The following is a 14434-nucleotide window of genomic DNA, read 5'->3' on the forward strand; positions in this document are numbered from 1 at the left end:
CCGCCGCCCGCCAGCACGAAGGCCGTCGGCTTTGGCGAGCGAACATGATCGATCACGGACAAGACGCGCGACGCTCCCCCTGCTCTCGCGTTGCAATAGAGTCGCGAGGTTTTGGGAGCAGGTTATAGCAGCGCGCGCTGAAGGCGAGCCAATAACAAAGTTGGGGAGTGAGGCGACGCGGTGCTGGCCAAACTCACCGCCGTCGTCCCGGGGAAGGCCGGGACAACAGGGAGATTGATCGCGCCAGCGGAGCCTTACCGCTCCACGAACGCCTTCTCGATCACGAAATGGCCGGGCGTGTTGCCGCTGCCTTCGGCAAAGCCCTTGCCCTCGAACATCACCTTGAGCTCTTCGAGCATGGCGGGGCTGCCGCACATCATGACGCGGTCGGTTTCGATGTCGAGCGGGCCCTGGCCGATGTCCTCGAACAACTGGTTGGAGTTGATGAGATCGGTGATGCGGCCGCGATTGCGGAACGGCTCGCGGGTCACGGTCGGATAGTAGACCAGCTTCTCGGACAGCAGCGGCCCGAACAGTTCGTCGTTCTGCATGTTGGCGACGAGCTGCTCGCCATAGGCGAGCTCGGAGACCTGGCGGCAGCCGTGCACCAGCACGATGCTCTCGAACCGGTCATAGACGTCCGGGTCCTTGATCAGGCTCGCGAACGGCGCAAGGCCGGTGCCGGTCGACAGCAGCAGCAGGCGCTTGCCGGCGATCAGGTTGTCGGTGATCAGCGTGCCGGTCGCCTTGCGGCCGACCAGGATGGTGTCGCCTTCCTTGATCTTCTGGAGACGCGAGGTGAGCGGGCCGTCCTGCACCTTGATCGAGAAGAACTCGAGCTCTTCCTCGTGGTTGGCGCTCGCCATGCTGTAGGCCCGCAGCAACGGACGGCCATCGACCTCGAGGCCGATCATCGCGAACTGACCGTTCTGGAAACGGAAGCCGGAATCGCGCGTGGCGCGGAAGCTGAACAGGGTGTCGGTCCAGTGCTGAACGGAAAGAACCTTCTCTCGATAGAACGCGCTCATGTGTCTCGATATTCCGAATTGATGCGGGTCTTGAACAAAAGGGTGGCTCTTGAACAAAGGTGCTCTGGCCCCGAAACGGGGTCGCACACCACTGTCATGGCGGATGATTTCGCGTGCGTGATCTACGCCATTGAGACAGATAATCAACCTCGTCCCGGGCGCATTGACACGGCTCAAACGGGCATTTGGAGGCGCGATTTGCAGCACAATTAACGGATTTTCTGCGGAGCGCGCGCAATGGGCAATTTCTTTTCCTTAGCGGGCTCGCGAACAGCACTTAATTTCCATCCCGCTCGCGCAAAATTCATTAAGAATAGCTCTGATTTCTGCCATGGCAGGCCGCTGATTTCCGCATGACGGCGGATTTCGCGCGGATGGAGCGGTTTTGGACATGCCCGAGCGGGTCTTCGTCACGGCGATCAGGCAGTATTGCGCGCGTCACGGCATCGAGATCGACGTGCGGGCGGACGGCTGGCTGATCGCGATGGCCCGCGGCCCACAGCGCCATTTCGCCTTCGGCTACGACATCGGCCTCAACAGTTCGATCGCGCACCGGCTCGCCAACGACAAATCCGCGACTGCTGAGGTGCTGGTCTTGGCCGGCGTACCCTGCATTCCGCACCGGCACTTCATCGATCCAAGACTCGTGCCCGCGCCCGGCGCCGAGGAAACGATGCGCGCCTTGCTCATGGAGCACCCGCAAGGTCTGGTGCTGAAGCCGAACGAGGGAACAGCGGGCCGGCTGGTGATCAGGGTGACGACTGAGCCCGAACTGAGGCTTGCGGTCGAACAGATCTTTAACGCGAGTCAGGCGCTGGTGATCTCGCCCTATGTCGAGATCGAGGAGGAGGTCCGCGTCATCCTGCTCGATGCGACGCCGATGGTGGTCTATCGCAAGGAGCGGCCGTCGGTGGTCGGCGACGGCACCAGAACCATGCGCGAGCTGGCACGCGCGGCCGGGCTCGAGACACGCCTGGGCGAAGTTACCTCCGATCAACGCGAGGCCGTCGTGCCGAACGGCGAGCGCCGCATCCTGACCTGGCGGCACAACCTCGACGCCGGCGCGAAGCCGGTGCTTATCGAGCATGGCGACATTCACGCCGTCTGCGCCGCGATCGCCGTCAACGCCGCGCGCGCCATCGGCATCGCCTTCACCTCGATCGACATTGTGCGCGTGAGCGGGGTGTGGCGCGTGCTGGAGATCAACTCCGGCGTGATGATGGAGGCACTCGGAAAGCTCTACCCGGAGCTCGCGCATGCGACGTATGGCGCGGCGCTGGATCGGGTGTTTGGCGAGCCGCACGGACGCTAGTCCGTCACCCTGAGGTGCCGGAGCGAAGCGGAGGCCTCGAAGGGCGACGGGCAGCAGCGGGGCTGTTCATCCTTCGAGGCTCGCTCCGCGGTGCACTTGCACCGCGGAGCGAGCACCTCAGGATGACGGTTTACGCTCCAATTTAATTATTCGCGCTCGCCGAATCATCCATCGCCTTGAAGGCTTCCTCGAGTTGCAGCGAGATCGGCACGTTCAGCCGTTCGCCGGTCGGAAGCCGCGCGGTGAACCATTTGTTGTAGAGCGGCACGAGATCGCGGTTGGAGCCGAGCTTGCGGAAGGTGCGCTCGACCACGGCCGACAATTGCGGCTCGCCCTTGCGGAACATGATGCCGTAGGGATCGTAGGACAGATAGTCGCCGACGACGCGGAACTTGTCCTGGGCCTTGTGGCGGACGATCAAACCGTAGAGCAGGATGTCGTCGGTCGCGAATGCATCGGCCTTGCCGTCGGCGAGCATCTGGTACGACTGCTCGTGGTCCGGCGAGGCCACGATGTTGAGGCCGAGCGACTGCTTCTTGTCCACGGCGTGCATCGCCTGCTCGTTGGTGGTGCCCTTGGTCACCACCACGGTCTTGCCCTTGAGATCCTTGACGTCGGCCACAGTGGACGCCTTCGGCACCATCAGCTTGGTGCCGGCGACGAACATCAGCGGCGAGAACGCGACGCGCTTGCCGCGTTCGGCGTTCGCCGTGGTCGAGCCGCATTCGAGGTCGATATTCTTCTGCAGGACCGCGTCGATACGGTCATCCGAGGTGACCTTGACGTATTCGATCTTCAGATTGGGATCGTCGACCTCGACGCCGATCTCCTCCACGATGGCCTCGCAGAGCTCGAGGCTGTAGCCGATCGGGCGGTTGGCCTGATCGAGGAAGGAGAACGGCGGCGAGCTTTCGCGGTAGCCGAGCCGCACGACATGCGCGCTCTTGATGGTCGACAGCGTCGGGCTCAACCCTTCGCTGGCGGTCTGGGCGGATGCCACGGTCGCGAGCAGGCATGCCGCGAGCCACAGGCCACCGGCCGTCAAAGGCCTCCATAATGTCTGGCGCATGGGGCGCTCCTAACCATGGCCCATCGCAGGCACTTCGCCGGGGACCATGTCCGGCGTCACCTGTTCGCCCGGCCCGAGCTCGTGCTCGGGTCCGAGCTCGCCTTCCCACTTCGCGACCACGGCGGTCGCGAGCGAGTTACCGATCACGTTGGTGGCGCTGCGTCCCATGTCGAGGAAGGTATCGATGCCCATGATCATCAACAGGCCGGCCTCGGGGATGCCGAACTGCGCCAGCGTCGAGGCGATCACCACCAGCGAGGCGCGCGGCACGCCGGCCACGCCCTTGGAGGTGATCATCAGGGTCGCGAGCATCGCGAGCTGCGTCGCGAGCGACATCTCGATATGATAGGTCTGCGCGATGAAGATGCTCGCGAAGGTGCAATACATCATCGTGCCGTCGAGATTGAAGGAATAGCCGAGCGGCAGCACGAAGCTCGAGATGCGCGAGGAGGCGCCGAACTTGGTCAACCCCTCCAGCGTCTTCGGATAGGCCGCTTCCGAGCTCGCGGTGGAGAACGCGATCATCAGCGGCTCGCGGATCAGTTTCAGGAGATGGCTGTATCGCGGCCCGATCACGATGAAGCCGACCACCACCAGGATGACCCAGAGGATCGCGAGCGCCAGATAGAAGCCGCCCATGAAGACGACGAGCTTCCAGAGCACGCCGAGGCCGTTTTTGGCAACGGTCGCCGTGATCGCGGCCCAGACGGCGAGCGGTGCGAACAGCATCACATAGCTCGTCACCTTGAGCATGATGTGTGCGACGTCGTCGATCATCGCCAAAATCGGCTTCGAGCGCTCGGGCATCGAGCCCATCGCCACCGAAAAGAACACGGCGAAGATCACGATCTGCAGAATCTCGTTCTGTGCCATCGCGTCCGCGATCGAGGTCGGGATCAGATGGGTCAAGAATTTCTCGATCGAGAAGGCCGAAACCGGCAGGCCGGTCGACTGCCCCGCCTGGGGCAGCGTGCCCGGGAAGTTCGCGCCCGGCTGCAGCAGGTTGACCATGATGAGGCCGAGCAGCAGTGAGATGAAGGAGGCGCTGATGAACCAGCCCATGGTCTTGGCGAAGATGCGCCCGAGCCGCGCACCTGAGCCCATATGCGCGATGCCGCCGACCAGGGTCGCAAACACCAGGGGCGCGATGATCATCTTGATCAGGCGCAGGAACATCATGGCGATCAGGTTGATGGACGAGGCCCAGTCGGCGCGCGTGTCGGGCAGGAAGTTGAAGATCGCGGCACCCATGACGATGCCCAGAACCATCGCGGCAAGGATGTATTGCGTGAACCTGTTCGACATTGCGTACCCCCACATCCACCGGCGCTTCATAGTGTCGCAGTTTTTGACAGTCGGCAACACGCTTGGCGTGCGGCGGCACCCGAGAGATGTTCCCGTTGCGAAATGGAAACAGGCGAACTAGCCTTCATGCAGCGCACAACAAGTGCGGCTTGCTCGTTTTCCGCGCGCGAGCTGCACCAATAATCGCCAAAACAATCGCTAATTGTCAGAGAGGAAAGCCATGAGCGGGACCGTCAATCGCCAGATCCTTCTGGTGGAAAAGCCGAGCGGCAAGCTCGGCCCCGAGCACTTCAAGATGGTCGAAGGCACCGTGCCGGAGCCGAAGGACGGCGAGGCCTTGCTGCGCGTGCGTTACATCTCGCTCGACGCCGCCAACCGCGCCTGGATGCATGGCGCGACCTATCGCTCGGCCGTCGAAGCCAACAGCGTGATGGCGGGCGGCGGCATCGCCGAAGTCGTCTCTTCGAAGGCGCCTGGGCTCGCGGCCGGCGACATCGTGTTCGGCGACACCGGCTGGCAGGACTATGCGGCAGTGCCGGCAAAACATCTCAACAAGATGCCGAAGCTGGAACCGCTCACGCATCTGCTCAGCGTGTTCGGCATCGCCGGCCTCACCGCCTATTTCGGCCTCTTGGAGATCGGCAAGCCCAAGGAGGGTGAGACCGTGGTTGTCTCTGCAGCCGCGGGCTCGGTCGGATCGATCGTCGGGCAGATCGCCAAGATCAAGGGCTGCCGCGTGGTCGGCATCGCCGGCGGTGCGGACAAGTGTAACTGGCTGGTCTCGGAGCTCGGCTTCGATGCCGCCGTCGACTACAAGGACGGCGCGACGTTCAAGGCGCTGCGCGCGGCGGCGCCGAAGGGCATCGACGTCTATTTCGACAATGTCGGCGGCGACATCCTCGAAGCCTGCCTTCCGCAGATGAACAATTTTGGCCGCATCGCCTGCTGCGGAGCAGTCTCGCAATATGACGGCGTGCCGTCAGCGCATGGCCCGCGCGGCGTGCCCGGCCTCATCGTGGTGAAGCGTCTCGTCATGCAGGGCTTCATCGTGATGGATTTCATGAAGCAATACGATTCTGCGCTCGCCGAGCTGCAAGGCTGGGTCAAGTCGGGCAAATTGAAAGTGCAGGAGGATGTGATCGACGGACTCGCGAACACGCCCAAAGCGCTGATCGGATTGCTCGCCGGCGAGAACCGCGGCAAGCGCATGGTGAGGGTCTGACGACATCGTCACGACATCGCTGTGAAACACTAATCTACTTGCGGTAGCGGCCAAAGCGGCAAATGATGGCGTCGCGAGATCCCCTCGCGACGATTGCGCATGCATCATTTTCGGAAGCCTTGAAGCAAATCTTCGGCTGCACCGTAAGGCAGGAATTCACTCAGATGTTCAAGACGTTGAAATGTGTCGCAACGCGAAAGGCGTTGCTGGCGGCGGCTCTCTTCGCAGTTGCAACACCTGCTTTGGCGCAGGCGCCGACCGATGCGCAGAAGAGCGCAATCCGTTCCGCGTGCCGGTCGGACTACCAGTCGCATTGCGCAAGCGTTCCGCCCGGCGGCACGGAAGCGCTGCAGTGCCTGCAAAAGAACATGTCGAGCCTGTCGTCATCATGCCAGAGCGCGGTGCGCGCGATCGAGCCGGCGGCAGTGCCGAAGACCGAAGCCGCCCCGGCTGCGCCAAAGGCGGACACTGCAGCGCCGGCGGCAGAGCCCGCGGCCAAGCCCGCGGCCACCACCGCTGCACCAAAATCATCGACCGAAAAACCGGCGGCCGCCAAGCAGCCGACCAGCGCGGAAGTCTCGGCAGTGAAGAGCGCGTGTCGCTCCGACTATCCCAAGGTCTGCGCGAGCGTGCCGCCCGGCGGCGCGCCCGCCCTGGAGTGCCTGGAGAAGAACAAGGCAAAGGTGTCGGCGGCCTGTGCGAAGGCGCTGGCGGCTGCAGCCGGAGGCGGCGGTGGCGCAGCGACAACAGCCGCGCCTGCGGGCGCGGCGCCCGCTGCAGCCGCACCAGCGGATGCGCCGACCGTGATCGTGTTGCGTCCGTTGCTGCCGCGCGAAGAACTGTTCATCGTCCGCTCCGCCTGCAGCGCCGACATCCGTACGCTGTGCGCCGGCGTCGCGCCCGGCGGCGGCCGCATCATCCAATGCGTCGCGAACCAGGCGGCAAAACTGTCGCCCGCCTGCAAGGACGTGCTGGCACCGTTTGCCGCGCGATAGAGCCATTCGACGCGCGCCGGCAGGTCCGGCTCGCGTCGACTTCCTGGCGCGCGCGTGACAAGATGCCCGCGCCCAGGTTCACCGATACGCCACGTTCCAAACGCCTCCGTTTCGATCACGACAAGACCGGGAGAACAAACATGCGTTCATTCCTGCTGATCGCGTCAGCGATCCTCGCCTTCGGCGCGACCATGGTCGTCGAGGCAACCGATGCCAATGCCGTGGTGTGCGCCCGTGGCGTCTATCGCGCCGGTTGCGCCGGGCCGAACGCGGCCGTCGTGGTTCGCAAGCCGGTGCCGGCCGTGCGGTGCACCACCGTCCTGGTGAACGGCGTCTGGGTCAAACGCTGCGTTTGAGGTGACGGACCGGCTTGCCAATAATTCCTCTGGCGCTAATTGCCGGAGCAGACTAGTCTAGCCCCAGATAGTAAGTATACTGTCAAATAGGGAGGCAGACGTTGCGGATCGCCGTGATCGGCGGAGGGCCTGGCGGGCTCTACTTCGCCTATCTCTGGAAGAGGCGCCACCCCGAGGACCAGGTCGACCTGTTCGAACAGAACCCGGCCGACGCGACCTGGGGGTTTGGCGTCGTGTTCTCCGACCAGGCGCTGGAATTCCTGCGCGCCGACGACCCCGAGACGGTCGACGCGATCGCGCCGCATATGGAGAGCTGGGAGAACATCACGCTCAACCATGGCGGCGACAGCGTCGCCATCGACGGCGTCGGCTTCTCCTCGATCGGCCGACTCGAGCTGCTCAGGTTTTTGCAGCGGCGCGCGCTCGGAACCGGCGTCACCCCGCGCTTCGATACCCAGATCCATTCGGTCGACGAGCTCGCCAGCTACGACCTGATCGTCGCTGCCGACGGATTGAACTCGCAGGTGCGGCGCGCCTACGAGGGCGATTTCGGCACCTCGCTGTCCTACTCGTCGAACAAGTTCGTCTGGTACGGCACCTCAAAACGCTTCGACACGCTGTCGCAGACCTTTGTGAAGACCGACCGCGGCGCCTTCAACGCCCACCACTACCGCTATTCGCCGACCATGAGCACCTTCCTGGTCGAATGCGACCACGCGACCTGGCAGGCCTATGGCTTCGCCTACAAGGACGTCGAGCAGTCCAAGGGCGTGTGCGAGGAGGTGTTTGCCGACACGCTCGGCGGCCGCTCGCTGGTCTCGAACAAATCGGTGTGGCGCAATTTCCCCTGGGTGTGGAACGAGCACTGGTCGTTCAAGAACATGGTGCTGATCGGCGATGCCCTGCACTCGGCGCATTTCTCGATCGGCTCGGGCACGCGGCTTGCGATCGAGGATGCCATCGCGCTGGTGAAGGCGCTGGAATCGGATGCGCATCTGGCGACCGCGCTGCACCGCTACCAGGCCGAGCGCAAGCCGATCGTGCAGAAGCTGGTCAACGCCGCACGCACCTCGGCCTTCTGGTACGAGCATTTTGCCGAGCACATGAAGCTCGACCTGATGGACTTTGCCTACAGCTACATCACCCGCTCCGGGCGGATCGACGATGCGCGCTTGCGCCATATGTCACCCGCCTTCATGGCGCAATACGAGGCTGCGAAGAACGGCGGGAGCGCGGCATGAGCGCTGTTATCAGGGATCAGGTGCCCGCGGACAGCCCGGGCGCGCGCGAGATCGGCTTTGCTCTGCCCGAGCGCTACAACGCGAGCCGCGTGCTGTTCGACAATCTCGTCAAGGGTCGCGGCGAAAGAACGGCGCTGATCGGCCCGGCCGGCACGCGCAGCTATGCCGAGCTCTGCGCGGACGCCTGCCGCTGGGGCAACGGCTTTGCGTCGCTGGGCCTCGAGCGCGGCGATCGCGTGCTGCTGTTCCTGGACGACACGCCGGCCTATCCGGCTGCGTTTTTCGGCGCAGTGCGCGCGGGTTTTGTGCCGCTGCTGATCAACACGCTGACGCCGCCGGACCTGCTGCAATTTTACCTCGCCGATTCCGGCGCGACGGTTGCAGTCGCGGATGCCGAGTTCTGTACGCGATTCAACGCAGAGGCCTGCAAGGACACAGGCCTCCGCACGCTTGTTGTCGTCAATGGTGCCGTGGGCGACAATTCTGCACCGCAGGCCGTCGCAGCCGCCGATTGGCTCGCGCAGTTTCCGGCCGAGCTCGCTGAGGCCGACACGCATCGCAACGAGATGGCGTTCTGGATGTACTCCTCCGGCTCGACCGGACGACCAAAGGGCATCGTGCATCTGCAGCACGACATGGCCTATAGCGAGGCGGCCTTTGCGCAGAATGTCCTGAAGCTCGGACCTGACGACATCTGCTTCTCGGTGCCAAAAATCTTCTTCGCTTATGGTTTTGGCAATTCCGTCACTTTTCCGTTCATGGCCGGCGCGGCGACGCTGCTCTTGCCGGGCCAGCCCAAGCCGGCGACGATCTTCGAAGCGATCGAACGCTTCAAGCCGACCGTCTTCTTCGGCCTGCCGACACTCTACACGTCGCTGACCAAGGCTGACGGCGCCGACAAGACCAACTTCTCCTCACTTCGCATGGCGCTCTCCGCCGCCGAAGTGCTGTCAGCCGAAGTCTTCAACGGCTGGAAGAAGCTCACCGGGCTCGAGATCGTCGAGGGGCTCGGTTCGACCGAGGTGTTGCACATCTATCTCAGCAACAGCCCAGAGAAGAAGAAGCTCGGCGCCGCCGGCCTGCGCGTTCCCGGCTACGAGGTTTTGCTCCGCGACAAGGAGGGCCGCGAGGTCGGCGATAACGAAGAGGGCATTTTGTGGGTGCGCGGCGATTCCAACACGCCGTTGTACTGGAACCGGCCGGACAAGTCGGCCGAGACCATTCGCGAGGAGGGGTGGATTTACACCGGCGACCGCTTCGTCCGCGATAGCGACGGCTTCCATTTCTTCCGCGGTCGCGCCGACGATCTCATCAAGATCTCCGGCCAGTGGGTCTATCCGCTCGAGGTCGAGCTGTGCCTTGCCGATCACCCGGAGATCCGCGAATGCGCGGTGTTTGCGGCGGAGCTGCCGGATCGACGCATGACGCTGAAGGCCGTCGTCGTGATGAATGACCGCGGCTGCGATCAGGGCACGACGACGCGAAAGCTGCAGGATTACGTGAAAGGCAAGCTGCTGCCGTACAAATATCCGCGCGAGGTGATCTTCATCGACGAGTTGCCGAAGACGGGGACGGGGAAGATCGACCGGCAGGCGTTGTTGAGGATGTGAGTGAATAAGGAGCGCACTGCGCAGCCACACTCTCAGTGTCATCCCGGCGAAGGCCGGGATCCATAACCCCAGGGAGTAGTTGTGGTGCGAGATTCTTAGCCACGAGTCTTCGCCAAACTCGATCCTGTGGTTATGGGTCCCGGATCTGCGCGCCGCTCCGCGCGCTTGTCCGGGACGACGAGTTGGCCGTGAGGCGCCTGCTCATCCAATTACGCGACACTGCCCTATCCTGCCTTCCCCAGATGCTCCAGTGCATCCTCCGCGCGCAGCGGCACGCGCGAGGCTTCGTTGTTGAGGTCGACGAGCTGCACCAAGAGCGCCATCAGCGACTTGCGATCGGCTGGCTTCAGCGGCTCCAGCATGCGCGCCTGGGCGCGCTCGACGGCGGGGATGATCTCCTTGAGCAGCGCCGCCCCTGACTTCGTCAAATGGAGCAGCTTGATCCGCTTGTCCTCCGGCGACGGCTTTCGTTCGACATATTGCTTGGCCTGCAGCCGCTCGATGACGCTGCCAAGCGTCGAGCGATCGAAGGCGATCACGGCCGAGAGCCGCGTGGCATCGATGCCGGGATGGGTGTGGATTGCGACCAGCGCTGCATACTGCACCGGCGTCAGATCGAATTCCTTGCACTCCTCCATGAAGATCGACACCGCGATCTGCTGCATGCGCCGGAACAGATAGCCCGGCGCGGCATAGACCGCGTCCATCGTGACCGGAGGCTGTGGCTTACTCGGCATCGGGCTGCCGCTCCGGTGCAGCGTTGGCGAAGGCGGGCAATGCTTTGGCAGCCGCTTCGGCCTTGAGCAGGCGCGGATAGGCTGACACGTCGACGCCGAAACGACGCGCGTTGGCAAGCTGCGGCACCAGACAGAGATCGGCCAGCGTCGGGGCGTCGCCGAAGCAGAACGGGCCAGGTTCGTCCTTTACCAGCGTCTCGCAAGCCGAGAGACCCTCGCGATTGACCCAGGCCGCCCATTCCTGAACCTTATCCTCGGCAAGGCCGAGCTCGCGCAGCCGCGCCAGCACTTTCAGATTTTGCACCGGATGGGTGTCGCAGGCGATCGCCAGCGCGAACGCCCGCACTTTTGCGCGACGCAGCGCGTCCTTCGGCAGCAGCGGCGGATTGGGGTGCGTCTCGTCGAGCCATTCGATGATGGCGACCGACTGGGTCAGCACCGCGCCGGCATCGCTCTCCAGTGCGGGCACCAGGCCTTGCGGATTGATGGCAAGATAAGCGGGCGCGCATTGCTCTCCTTTTCGAAGATGATGCGGCAGATGCTCGGCCGACAGCCCCTTCAGGTTCAGGGCGATGCGCACCCGATAGGCCGCGCTGGAGCGGAAATAACCGTGCAGCTTCATGGGAAGCCTCCCTGTCTGTCATTCCGGGGCTCGCGAAGTGAGAGCCCCGAATGACAGTTTACGACGGCAATCGTCAAGTTGACGCTATCTAGATTGTCAGTATACTGTCAATCTCAAATACGAAACGACCGGAGGCTCGCCATGGAAGCCGTGACTAAGACGCCGGAACGCGAGGCGTTCTACAAGAAGATCGACGGCGAGAATCTCACCGCGCTGTGGACGGTCATGAGCGACCTGATCACGCCGGAGCCGAAAAGCGCCTGCCGGCCGCATCTCTGGAGGTTCGACGTCATCCGCAACTACATGACGGAAGCGGGCAAGCTGATCACCGCCAAGGAAGCCGAGCGGCGCGTGCTGGTGCTGGAAAATCCCGGCCTGCGCGGCCAGTCCAAGATCACGACCTCGCTCTATGCCGGCGTGCAGATGGTGGTGCCCGGCGACGTCGCGCCCGCGCACCGGCACAGCCAGTCGGCGCTGCGCTTCGTGCTCGAGGGCAAGGGCGCCCACACCGCCGTCGACGGCGAGCGCACCGCGATGGAGATGGGCGACTTCATCATCACGCCGTCGATGACCTGGCACGATCATTCCAACGAGACCGATGAGCCGATGTTCTGGCTCGATGGGCTCGATATTCCCATGGTGCAGTTCTTCGACTGCTCCTTTGCGGAAGGCTCCCACGAAGACCAGCAGAAGATCACAAAGCCCGCCGGCGATAGCTTTGCGCGCTACGGCCACAACCTGCTGCCGGTGGATGTGAAGCGGTCGTCGAAGACGTCGCCGATCTTCAGCTATCCCTACGCCCACACCCGCGAGGCGCTGGAGAAAGCGAAGCTGCGCGAGGAGTGGGACGCCTGCCACGGGCTCAAGCTGAAATTCAGCAATCCCGAGACCGGCGACTACGCCATGCCGACCATCGGCACCTTCATCCAGCTCCTGCCAAAGGCTTTCAAGACCGCGCGCTATCGTTCGACCGATGCCACCGTGTTTTGCGCCATCGAAGGCAAGGGCCGCAGCCGCATCGGCGACCAGGTGTTTGAGTGGGGCCCGCGCGATCTCTTCGTCGCACCGAGCTGGCACTGGGTGACACACGAGGCGGACGCCGATGCCGTGCTGTTCAGCTTCTCGGATCGGCCGGTGCAGCAGAAGCTGGATCTGTTCCGGGAAGATCGCGGGAATGCGTAAGGCACGGTGGCAACTACACCGTCATTGCGAGCGCAGCGAAGCAATCCAGAATCTTTCCGCGGAGACAGTCTGGATTGCTTCGCTGCGCTCGCAATGACAGGAAGGCTACCGCCAGTGGAGGAGCCGCGTCTCCAGCAGATTGATCACCTTGCCCACCGCCAGCCCGAACACCGACAAGATCACCACGCCCGCCAAGAGTTGATCCGTCTGCATGAGATTGCCGGCCTGCAGCACGAAGGCGCCGATGCCGTATTGCGCGCCGATCATCTCGGCGCTGACGACGAGCAGAAGCGCAACTGACGCCGTGATGCGGAAGCCGGCGAGGATCGAAGGCAGCGCGCCCGGCCAGATTACCTTCCGCACGATCGTCGCAAACGGCACGTTGAAGCTCTGCGCCATGCGGATGAGATTGCGCGGCACGGCATCGACGCCGCTATAGACTGATATTGCGGTGGAGAAGAACACCCCTAACGCAATGGTCGCGACCTTCGGCTCTTCACCGATGCCAAGCCAGAGAATGAGCAGCGGCAGCAGCGCGATTTTTGGGATCGGAAACAGCGCCGAGATGAAGGTGATGCCGACGCTGCGTGCGACGCGAGAAAGCCCGATGGCAAAGCCGACCGCGACACCGGCAGCGGTCCCGAGCATCCAGCCGGCACCGATACGCAGCAGTGACACCGAAACGTGCTGCCAGAGCGCGCCGGAGACAGCGAGCTCATAGATCGCCTTCGCGATCGCCGACGGCGCCGGCAGGAACAGCGGATTGATCAAGCCGCTGCTGCCCGCGATCTGCCAGACCGCGATGACGACCGCGAGACCGATCCAGCCGCCAAACCGGCTCGACGCCGGCACAAAGCCTGCGCCACGGAAACGCACGCGCCGCGTCGTGGCGTCCTTCGGTGTACCGGCCTGCGCTGCGCGGTCAAGCATGCTGGACCTCGCGCTCGGCATCGATCGCCTCGGTGCGGATCAACGACCACAACTGGTTCTGCAGCTCGAGCATCTTTCCGCGCGCAGCCGCCTCACCGCGTTCGGCGCGGGTCATCGAGATCGAGACCACTTCGCGGATACGGCCGGGCCGGCGCGACAGCACGACGATGCGGTCGGCGAGCCGCACGGCCTCTTCGAGATTATGCGTGACATAGGCCGCGCCCATTGCGCCGTCGGCGAGCAGGCGGACGAAGTCTTCCATCAGCAACTCGCGGGTCTGCGAGTCCAGCGCCGACAACGGCTCGTCCATCAACAGGATCGCAGGCCTCACCGCGAGCGCACGCGAAATGCCGACACGCTGGCGCATGCCGCCGGAGAGTTGCTTTGGATAGGCGGTGCGGAAATCAGTGAGACCCGTGCGGCGCAGGGCATCGTCGACCTGCGCGCGGCGCGCGGCGGCCGAGAGCTGCGTGTGCAGCAGCGGGAATTCGACGTTCTCCTCGACATTGGCCCAGGGCAGCAGCGCAAAATCCTGGAACACAAAAGTCAGCGGATTGAGGCTGTCGGCCGGCGGCGCACCGCGCAGCTCGGCCGCACCCGAGGCCGGCTGCAGCAATCCGCCGAGGATCGACAGCAGCGTGCTCTTGCCGCAGCCGGAGGGACCTACGATCGCCACCACCTCACCGCTGCCCACCGTGAACGACACGTCGTCGAGCACGGCGAGCTCGCCGAAGCGGTGGCTGATGTGGTCGGCGATCAGGTCCATTGGTACGTCGTCTTGCTCCGAAGTCCGTTTGGTCGTCATGCCCGGGCTTGTCCCGGGCA

Annotated in this window: 14 protein-coding genes; 7 read left to right on the plus strand and 7 right to left on the minus strand. The window is 63.8% G+C overall.

All coding sequences use genetic code 11. The features are described from left to right. Positions 1-254: 254 nt before the first annotated feature. Entirely contained in the window at positions 255-1028 is a 774-nt protein-coding gene (locus C2U70_RS15805; RefSeq protein WP_140979352.1) for a ferredoxin--NADP reductase, read from the minus strand. A 391-nt stretch (positions 1029-1419) separates the two neighbouring features. Between C2U70_RS15805 and C2U70_RS15810 the strand changes: the two genes are divergently transcribed. Further along, positions 1420-2340, plus strand: a complete 921-nt coding sequence (locus C2U70_RS15810) for a RimK-like protein (RefSeq protein WP_186294289.1) — start codon at positions 1420-1422, stop codon at positions 2338-2340. A 142-nt stretch (positions 2341-2482) separates the two neighbouring features. Here the strand turns inward: C2U70_RS15810 and C2U70_RS15815 are convergent, their stop codons facing one another. Both C2U70_RS15815 and C2U70_RS15820 read right to left on the minus strand, forming a co-directional pair. Next, positions 2483-3409, minus strand: a complete 927-nt coding sequence (locus tag C2U70_RS15815) for an amino acid ABC transporter substrate-binding protein (protein ID WP_140979354.1) — start codon at positions 3407-3409, stop codon at positions 2483-2485. 9 nt (positions 3410-3418) lie between these two features. Next, entirely contained in the window at positions 3419-4714 is a 1296-nt protein-coding gene (locus C2U70_RS15820; protein ID WP_140979355.1) for a dicarboxylate/amino acid:cation symporter, read from the minus strand. 220 nt (positions 4715-4934) lie between these two features. On the opposite strand from C2U70_RS15820, the gene C2U70_RS15825 reads away from it, so the two are divergent. The 5 genes from C2U70_RS15825 to C2U70_RS15845 all read left to right on the plus strand — a co-directional run bounded on the left by C2U70_RS15825 (position 4935) and on the right by C2U70_RS15845 (position 10138). Then, positions 4935-5936 carry an NADP-dependent oxidoreductase gene (locus C2U70_RS15825; protein WP_140979356.1) on the plus strand — a complete coding sequence of 334 codons (1002 nt, stop codon included), beginning with the start codon at positions 4935-4937 and terminating at the stop codon, positions 5934-5936. Positions 5937-6100: 164 nt separating this feature from the next. After that, complete coding sequence (locus C2U70_RS15830; protein ID WP_140979357.1) at positions 6101-6931, plus strand: cysteine rich repeat-containing protein; 831 nt, start codon at positions 6101-6103, stop codon at positions 6929-6931. A gap of 140 nt (positions 6932-7071) precedes the next feature. Next, the gene (locus C2U70_RS15835; RefSeq protein WP_140979358.1) at positions 7072-7287 is read left to right on the plus strand and encodes a hypothetical protein; all 216 of its coding nucleotides are present in this window, start codon (positions 7072-7074) and stop codon (positions 7285-7287) included. A gap of 101 nt (positions 7288-7388) precedes the next feature. Further along, positions 7389-8528 carry an FAD-dependent monooxygenase gene (locus C2U70_RS15840; protein WP_186294290.1) on the plus strand — a complete coding sequence of 380 codons (1140 nt, stop codon included), beginning with the start codon at positions 7389-7391 and terminating at the stop codon, positions 8526-8528. Further along, on the plus strand, positions 8525-10138 hold the full coding sequence (locus C2U70_RS15845) for a benzoate-CoA ligase family protein (RefSeq protein WP_140979359.1): 1614 nt from the start codon (positions 8525-8527) through the stop codon (positions 10136-10138). The genes C2U70_RS15840 and C2U70_RS15845 overlap by 4 nt, the downstream gene beginning before the upstream one ends. 224 nt (positions 10139-10362) lie before the next feature. Here C2U70_RS15845 and C2U70_RS15850 read toward each other — a convergent pair whose 3' ends face one another. Together C2U70_RS15850 and maiA are read right to left on the minus strand one after the other, a co-directional pair. Then, complete coding sequence (locus C2U70_RS15850; RefSeq protein ID WP_140979360.1) at positions 10363-10875, minus strand: MarR family winged helix-turn-helix transcriptional regulator; 513 nt, start codon at positions 10873-10875, stop codon at positions 10363-10365. Next, positions 10865-11497 (minus strand): maleylacetoacetate isomerase, encoded by a 633-nt coding sequence (maiA, locus tag C2U70_RS15855; protein WP_140979361.1) that lies wholly within the window; start codon positions 11495-11497, stop codon positions 10865-10867. Before maiA ends, C2U70_RS15850 begins: the two co-directional genes overlap by 11 nt. Positions 11498-11638: 141 nt before the next feature. On the opposite strand from maiA, the gene gtdA reads away from it, so the two are divergent. Next, positions 11639-12679 carry a gentisate 1,2-dioxygenase gene (gene gtdA, locus C2U70_RS15860; RefSeq protein ID WP_140979362.1) on the plus strand — a complete coding sequence of 347 codons (1041 nt, stop codon included), beginning with the start codon at positions 11639-11641 and terminating at the stop codon, positions 12677-12679. A 105-nt stretch (positions 12680-12784) separates the two neighbouring features. On the opposite strand, the gene C2U70_RS15865 is transcribed toward gtdA, so the two are convergent. Beyond that, positions 12785-13609 carry an ABC transporter permease gene (locus tag C2U70_RS15865; protein ID WP_186294291.1) on the minus strand — a complete coding sequence of 275 codons (825 nt, stop codon included), beginning with the start codon at positions 13607-13609 and terminating at the stop codon, positions 12785-12787. After that, the gene (locus C2U70_RS15870; protein WP_140979364.1) at positions 13602-14375 is read right to left on the minus strand and encodes an ABC transporter ATP-binding protein; all 774 of its coding nucleotides are present in this window, start codon (positions 14373-14375) and stop codon (positions 13602-13604) included. The genes C2U70_RS15865 and C2U70_RS15870 overlap by 8 nt, the downstream gene beginning before the upstream one ends. Between the last annotated feature and the right edge of the window lie 59 nt (positions 14376-14434).

Origin of the sequence: Bradyrhizobium guangdongense, from assembly GCF_006483445.1 — a bacterium.
GTDB lineage: Bacteria > Pseudomonadota > Alphaproteobacteria > Rhizobiales > Xanthobacteraceae > Bradyrhizobium > Bradyrhizobium guangdongense_A.

Coding starts and splice junctions, on each gene's coding strand:
- C2U70_RS15805 (WP_140979352.1), bottom strand. CDS start 1,028: ATGAGCGCGTTCTATCGAGAGAAGGTTCTTTCCGTTCAGCACTGGACC.
- C2U70_RS15810 (WP_186294289.1), top strand. CDS start 1,420: ATGCCCGAGCGGGTCTTCGTCACGGCGATCAGGCAGTATTGCGCGCGT.
- C2U70_RS15815 (WP_140979354.1), bottom strand. CDS start 3,409: ATGCGCCAGACATTATGGAGGCCTTTGACGGCCGGTGGCCTGTGGCTC.
- C2U70_RS15820 (WP_140979355.1), bottom strand. CDS start 4,714: ATGTCGAACAGGTTCACGCAATACATCCTTGCCGCGATGGTTCTGGGC.
- C2U70_RS15825 (WP_140979356.1), top strand. CDS start 4,935: ATGAGCGGGACCGTCAATCGCCAGATCCTTCTGGTGGAAAAGCCGAGC.
- C2U70_RS15830 (WP_140979357.1), top strand. CDS start 6,101: ATGTTCAAGACGTTGAAATGTGTCGCAACGCGAAAGGCGTTGCTGGCG.
- C2U70_RS15835 (WP_140979358.1), top strand. CDS start 7,072: ATGCGTTCATTCCTGCTGATCGCGTCAGCGATCCTCGCCTTCGGCGCG.
- C2U70_RS15845 (WP_140979359.1), top strand. CDS start 8,525: ATGAGCGCTGTTATCAGGGATCAGGTGCCCGCGGACAGCCCGGGCGCG.
- C2U70_RS15850 (WP_140979360.1), bottom strand. CDS start 10,875: ATGCCGAGTAAGCCACAGCCTCCGGTCACGATGGACGCGGTCTATGCC.
- maiA (WP_140979361.1), bottom strand. CDS start 11,497: ATGAAGCTGCACGGTTATTTCCGCTCCAGCGCGGCCTATCGGGTGCGC.
- gtdA (WP_140979362.1), top strand. CDS start 11,639: ATGGAAGCCGTGACTAAGACGCCGGAACGCGAGGCGTTCTACAAGAAG.
- C2U70_RS15865 (WP_186294291.1), bottom strand. CDS start 13,609: ATGCTTGACCGCGCAGCGCAGGCCGGTACACCGAAGGACGCCACGACG.
- C2U70_RS15870 (WP_140979364.1), bottom strand. CDS start 14,375: ATGGACCTGATCGCCGACCACATCAGCCACCGCTTCGGCGAGCTCGCC.